This window comes from Streptomyces torulosus (assembly GCF_001419765.1).
In the GTDB taxonomy this organism is placed as follows: Bacteria; Actinomycetota; Actinomycetes; order Streptomycetales; family Streptomycetaceae; genus Streptomyces; species Streptomyces torulosus.
Genome location: NZ_LIRK01000509.1, coordinates 365 through 5,492 on the forward strand (window position 1 = coordinate 365; position 5,128 = coordinate 5,492).

Annotated in this window: 6 protein-coding genes and 1 pseudogene; 4 read left to right on the top strand and 3 right to left on the bottom strand. The window is 73.2% G+C overall.

Translation table 11 applies throughout. The features are described from left to right. Positions 1-496: aldo/keto reductase (locus AOK23_RS50545; protein WP_240496651.1), on the top strand; the 496-nt coding region annotated here is incomplete at its 5' end. A gap of 60 nt (positions 497-556) precedes the next feature. On the opposite strand, the gene AOK23_RS31400 is transcribed toward AOK23_RS50545, so the two are convergent. From AOK23_RS31400 to AOK23_RS31410, 3 genes are read right to left on the bottom strand one after another with little or no spacing between them, the layout of a single operon-like run. After that, entirely contained in the window at positions 557-1,438 is an 882-nt protein-coding gene (locus tag AOK23_RS31400; protein WP_079049815.1) for an SDR family NAD(P)-dependent oxidoreductase, read from the bottom strand. Beyond that, positions 1,435-1,776, bottom strand: coding sequence for a cupin domain-containing protein (locus AOK23_RS31405; RefSeq protein WP_055715956.1), 342 nt, complete (start codon positions 1,774-1,776; stop codon positions 1,435-1,437). Before AOK23_RS31405 ends, AOK23_RS31400 begins: the two co-directional genes overlap by 4 nt. After that, on the bottom strand, positions 1,766-2,806 hold the full coding sequence (locus AOK23_RS31410; protein WP_055715957.1) for a phosphotriesterase family protein: 1,041 nt from the start codon (positions 2,804-2,806) through the stop codon (positions 1,766-1,768). The genes AOK23_RS31405 and AOK23_RS31410 overlap by 11 nt, the downstream gene beginning before the upstream one ends. Positions 2,807-3,140: 334 nt before the next feature. On the opposite strand from AOK23_RS31410, the gene AOK23_RS31415 reads away from it, so the two are divergent. The 3 genes and pseudogenes from AOK23_RS31415 to AOK23_RS47225 form a co-directional block, all read left to right on the top strand. After that, positions 3,141-3,902 (top strand): SDR family oxidoreductase, encoded by a 762-nt coding sequence (locus AOK23_RS31415; RefSeq protein WP_079049817.1) that lies wholly within the window; start codon positions 3,141-3,143, stop codon positions 3,900-3,902. Beyond that, positions 3,899-4,960: an MFS transporter gene (locus AOK23_RS31420; RefSeq protein ID WP_055715959.1), complete on the top strand. Its 1,062-nt coding sequence runs from the start codon at positions 3,899-3,901 to the stop codon at positions 4,958-4,960. The genes AOK23_RS31415 and AOK23_RS31420 overlap by 4 nt, the downstream gene beginning before the upstream one ends. After that, positions 4,930-5,128 (top strand): annotated as a pseudogene (locus tag AOK23_RS47225) (MFS transporter); the annotation flags it as partial. The gene AOK23_RS31420 and the pseudogene AOK23_RS47225, both read left to right, overlap by 31 nt.

Consider the following 5,128-nt stretch of genomic DNA (forward strand, 5'->3'; position numbering starts at 1 on the left):
CGCCGCGCACGCCGTGCACCCGATCACCGCCGTGCAGACCGAGTACTCCCTGGCCAGCCGGAACCCGGAGCGGTCGGTCCTGCCCACGGTGCGTGAACTCGGCATCGGCTTCGTCGCCTACAGTCCCTTCAGCCGGGGCCTGTTGTCCGGCGAACTCTCCGGCGCCGAGCTGGCCCCGGACGACATGCGGCGCGGCCTGCCCCGCTTCTCCGAGGACAACCTCGGGTTCAACCAGAGCCTGGTGGCCCGACTCGGCGAGCTGGCGGCCGAAGTGGGCTGTTCCCCCGCGCAGTTCGCCCTGGCCTGGCTGGTCGCGCAGGGCGTCGTCCCGATCCCGGGCGCCCAGCGCCGTGCGCACATGGCCGAGAACGCGTCGGCCGGGGCGGTCACCCTGACCCCCGAGATTCTGCGGCAGGTCGACGAGATCGCCCCGCCCGGTGCCTTCGCCGGCAAACGCTTCCCCGAGCACCTGCTGGCCATGGTCCAGGAGGACTAGGAGCTGACATGGAGCGGGCCCGGGCGGAGGATCGCCCGGGCCCGCTTCCTGTGCCGGTGTTCACCTACCAGGTCCGCCCCCGGCCCCCACCACCGGGGCGATGAGGCGGTCGGTGAGGGAGCTCAGCCGGCTCTGGGTGGTGGGGTCGTAGGCGAGGCGGTGGGCGGTGGCGCGGCGGGTCTCGTTGTAGTACTGGCCGCTCGCGCCCCTCGCCCCCTCGCCGAGGGCGTGGAGCACGGCGGCGGTGCCCTCCGCCACGGTGGTCCAGGGGCGCACCCCGGCCTCGACGACCATGGCCGTGTCCATGTAGTTCGCGGGGTGCACGCAGTTGACCCGGATGCCGTCGCGCGCGTACTCCTCGGCGACGGTGAAGGTGAACGCGGCGAGGGCGAACTTGCTGCGGGTGTAGGCCTCCATGCCGTCGTAGCGCCGGGTGAACTGGATGTCGTCCGCGTCGACGGGGCTCTGTCCGATCGAGCCGATGTTGAGGACCTGGGCGCTGCCCGCGGCGCGCAGCGGGGCGCGCAGGGCGCGGGTGAGGACGACGGGGGCCAGGTAGTTGACGGCGAAGCGCAGTTCGTAGCCGTCGTGGCTCACCTCGCGGGCCCGCGCGTCCGATCCCGCGCCCACCCCGGCGTTGTTGACGAGCAGCCCCAGCGAGGGATGCTCGGCGGCGACACGGCGGCCGAGCTCGGCGGCCTCCGTCAGGGAGGAGAGGTCCGCGAGGTAGGGGTGGGCGGTGCCGCCCGCCGCGCGCACCTCGTCGACGACGGCGGCCAGCCTGCCTTCGTCGCGGCCGTGCGCCAGCACGGTCCAGCCGCGGTCGGCGAGGGCGTGTGCGAGGCTTCGGCCGAGCCCGGAGGTGGCGCCGGTGACCAGGGCGGGGGTGCCCGGCACCGGTCGGTTCCCTCGCCGCTCGGTGGGGGGTTCGTGTCGGCTCATGGGTGGATTCCTTCCTCCGGCGCGGTGGGCGTGCGGAGTTCGATGGCGACCATGACGAGCGTCCGGTCGGAGAGATTGCGTACGTAGTGCCTCATCGGCAGGGTGTCGCCGCGGTTGTAGACCACCTGACCGGTCTCCAGCGTCACCTCTTTGATCAACTCGCCCTTCTCGTCGAGGGATTCACCGTGGGCGCCGGAGAGCACGACGGTCACCCAGGGGTGGCGGTGGGTGTGGGCGGGCCGCCGTTCGCCGGGCGGCACGGTCTCCACCCAGCACTTGACGTGCTCCTCGTCCAGGACCAGCCGGGTGCCCAGCTCCTCCCACGGCTCAGGCGGCATCGGACACCTCCGGGTGGCTCCCCGAGGGGCGGGGCGCGGCGACACGGGTGAGCAGGCGCCGCGGGTTGTCGACGAGGAGGGTGCGGACGGTCTCCTCGTCGACGCCGGGTTCCTTCAGCAGCAGTGGCAGGACCCGTTCGAAGAGGTGCACATAGCTCCAGTGGGGGTAGAGGCCGCGGCGCTGTTCGTCCGTCAGGTAGTCGATGTGGACGGGGTGGTCCTGGGAGACGAGCAGCTGGGCGGTGTGACCGGCCCGGACGAGCGCGGCGAGGGTGGCGTTGCGCTGCTCGTCGGGGGCGAAGGGGGTCATGCCGTAGCGGTCGTAGCCGAGGACGCAGCCGGTGTCGGCGAGGGCGCGCAGTCCGTCGAGGTCGGCGGAGTCCCCGGCGTGCGCCACGACCACCGAGCCGGCGGGGACGCCCTCCTTCTCCAGGAGGCGGACGAGGGCGACGCCGTTGCCCTCGAAGGGGTCGCAGTGCACGACGACCGGGACACCGGTGCGCCGGTGCACCTCGGCGACGCAGGCGGCCATCCGGTGCGCGGCCGCGTCCGGCGGGGTGCGCTCGCAGGCGAACTTCACCAGACCGGCCCGTACGCCGCTGTCCGCGATTCCCCTGGTGACGTCGCGCAGCAGCAGCTCGATCAGCGGGTCCTCGGCCTCGACGGCGGCGCCGGGGCCACGGAACCGGGCGAAGAGGGGGATGCCGTCGACGCTGTAGACACCGGTGGCGAGCACGATGTTCACCGGGGTGCGCTCGGCGACCGCGTTGATCAGCGCGATGTCCCGGCCCTGGCCGAGGACGGTCATGTCCACCAGGGTCCGCACCCCGGCCGCGTACGCCTCGTCGAGCTGGCGCACGGCCTCACGGACTCCGGCCTCGCGGTCCCACAGGTGGGGGAAGTTGGACTGGAACTCGGCGCTCAGCACGAAGAGGTGCTCGTGCGCGAGCGTGACGCCGAGGTCGGCGGCGGCCACCGGGCCACGCACCGTCGGTATCGGGTCGTACGGGAACGGACTGTCCTTGCTCACGGGGAACCACCTAGGGACGACGGCCGGGGCCCGGCTGACATGGCGTCGGCTCGCTCGGCGCACGGAGGGCGTCACGCTCGACCGGCACCGGGTGCGGCGGCCGTCGAGTCGTCGCCAGGCCGTCGCCCTCGGCTGAGCCGGTACGCCGACGTCAGTCCATGGTGGCCCGGCCGCGCGGCCCTAACCAGGTGGTGTTCCAACTAGCATCATTGTGCGTCTGCCTACCTTCCGGCCCAGCTGACAGCGTCGATGGTGGCCGGGCGGTCATCTCCGCGTTCCCGGCCCCAGGCACCCGCCTGCGCCCACCCCATCGGCTCGTGACCAGGAGACGACCTTGTCAGCTTCACCCGCATCCCCCGCAACCCACGCGTCCCCCGCCGCCTCCGGCGGCCTGTCCGGCGCCCGCGTCGTGGTGATCGGCGGCTCCTCCGGCATCGGCAAGGCCGTGGCCCGCCAGGCCGCCGCCGCCGGCGCTCGGGTCGTCGTCGGTTCCCGCTCGCAGGACAGGCTGGAGCAGACCGCGAAGGAGATCGACGGCATCACCACGGGAGTCGTGGACGTCACCGACGAGGACAGCGTGCGCGCCTTCTTCGCCGACATCGACGCCCTCGACCACCTGGTGGTCTGCCCCGGCGACATGGCCGTGGGCTCCGTCTACGACGTGTCGCTCGACGCCGTGCGCGCCGCTCTCGACACCAAGATCGTCGGACAGCTGCTGAGCGTCCGCCACGCCGGGAAGAAGATCTCCGGCGCGGGCTCGATCGTGCTGATCGCCGGCGCGGCCGGCTACAAGTCCTACGCCGACATGAGCGCGACCGCCGCGGCCAACGCGGGCATCGGCGGCATGGGCCGCTCCCTCGCCGTGGAACTCGCCCCGGTGCGGGTCAACGTCGTCGTCGGCGGCATGATCGACACCCCGCTGTGGGACTTCCTGCCCGAGGACGCCCGCGCGGGCCTCTTCGAGCAGACCGCGCGGAGCACCCCGGTGGGGCGGGTCGGCCGGCCCGACGACGTCGCCGCGTCGGTGCTGCACCTGCTGGAGAACACCTTCGTCACCGGCGCCGTCCTGCACGTCGACGGCGGCGGCACGCTGTGAGCGAGGCGGCACGCGCCGGCGCGGCGGGTCTGACGGAACCCGTCGCGCCGGCGCGGCCGCGGGCCGGCCGGATCACGGTGCTGCTGCTCGCCACCGCGTGCGGCCTGTGCGTGGCCAACCTGTACTACCTCCAGCCCATCCTGCCCGAACTCGCGGCCTCGCTGCACCGCACACCCGACTCGCTCACCTCGTCCGTCTCCGCCACCCAGTTCGGTTACGCCCTCGGCCTGTTGGCGCTGGTCCCGCTCGGTGACGCCGTCGACCGCCGTCGGCTGCTGACCGTGCTGGTGACCACGGCGGCCGTGGTGCTCGCGGTGATCCCGTGGGTCGACGGCGGGCTGCTGGTCTGGCCGTTCTTCCTGCTCGGCCTGGTGAGCGTGGCGGCCATGGTGATCGTGCCGCAGGCCGCGGGCATGGCGCCGCCCGAACGGCGCGGGCAGGTGGTGGGCACGGTGATGACCGGGGTCATCCTCGGCGCGCTGCTCTGCCGGACCTTCGCCGGGCTGGTCGCCGACCTCGTCGACTGGCGCGCGGTGTTCTGGGGCGCGGCGGTCATGATGCTGGCGGTCTGCGTGATGCTGCGGCGTGTCCTGCCCGCCCAGGCTCCGCCGGCGCCGCTCACCGCGCGCGGCTATGTCCGGCTCATCGGTTCGCTGTTCACGCTGGTGCGCGAGTGCCCGGTCATCGTGGAGCGCTGTCTGTACGGCGCCCTGGGCTTCGGCGCGTTCACCGTGCTGTGGACGGCCGTGCCGCTGCGGCTGATCCAGGCGCCGTACCACTTCGGCTCGGCGGCCATCGGTCTGATGGGGCTGCTCGGCGCGGGCGGAGCGCTGGGCGCCAATCTGGCCGGCCGGTTCGCCGACCGGGGACGCCAGTTCGCCGTCAGCGCGGGAGCGTTCACCCTGATCGCGGTGTCGTTCGCCGTGGTGTCGGTGCACTCGTCGTCGCTCGTGCTCCTCGGCGCGGCCGTCGTCAGGCCGCGCACATCTCCAACCAGACGACGGTCTTCGGCCAGGTCGGCGACGAGATGCGCAGTCGGGTCACCACCGTCTACATGACCTGCTACTTCCTGGGCGGCGCGACCGGTTCCGCGCTGACCGGGCCGCTGTGGACGCACGGCGGCTGGCGCTCCACCGCCCTGCTCGGCAGCGCGGCAGGAGCCTGCGCCCTCCTTCTGCTCCTGACCTACGCGGCCACGCGCCGCCCCGAGCCCCCCGGAAAGGCGA

Bases quoted from the DNA above. Each gene is read 5' to 3' on its own strand.
- AOK23_RS31405 (WP_055715956.1), bottom strand. From the start codon at position 1,776: ATGCCGCCTGAGCCGTGGGAGGAGCTGGGCACCCGGCTGGTCCTGGAC.
- AOK23_RS31400 (WP_079049815.1), bottom strand. From the start codon at position 1,438: ATGAGCCGACACGAACCCCCCACCGAGCGGCGAGGGAACCGACCGGTG.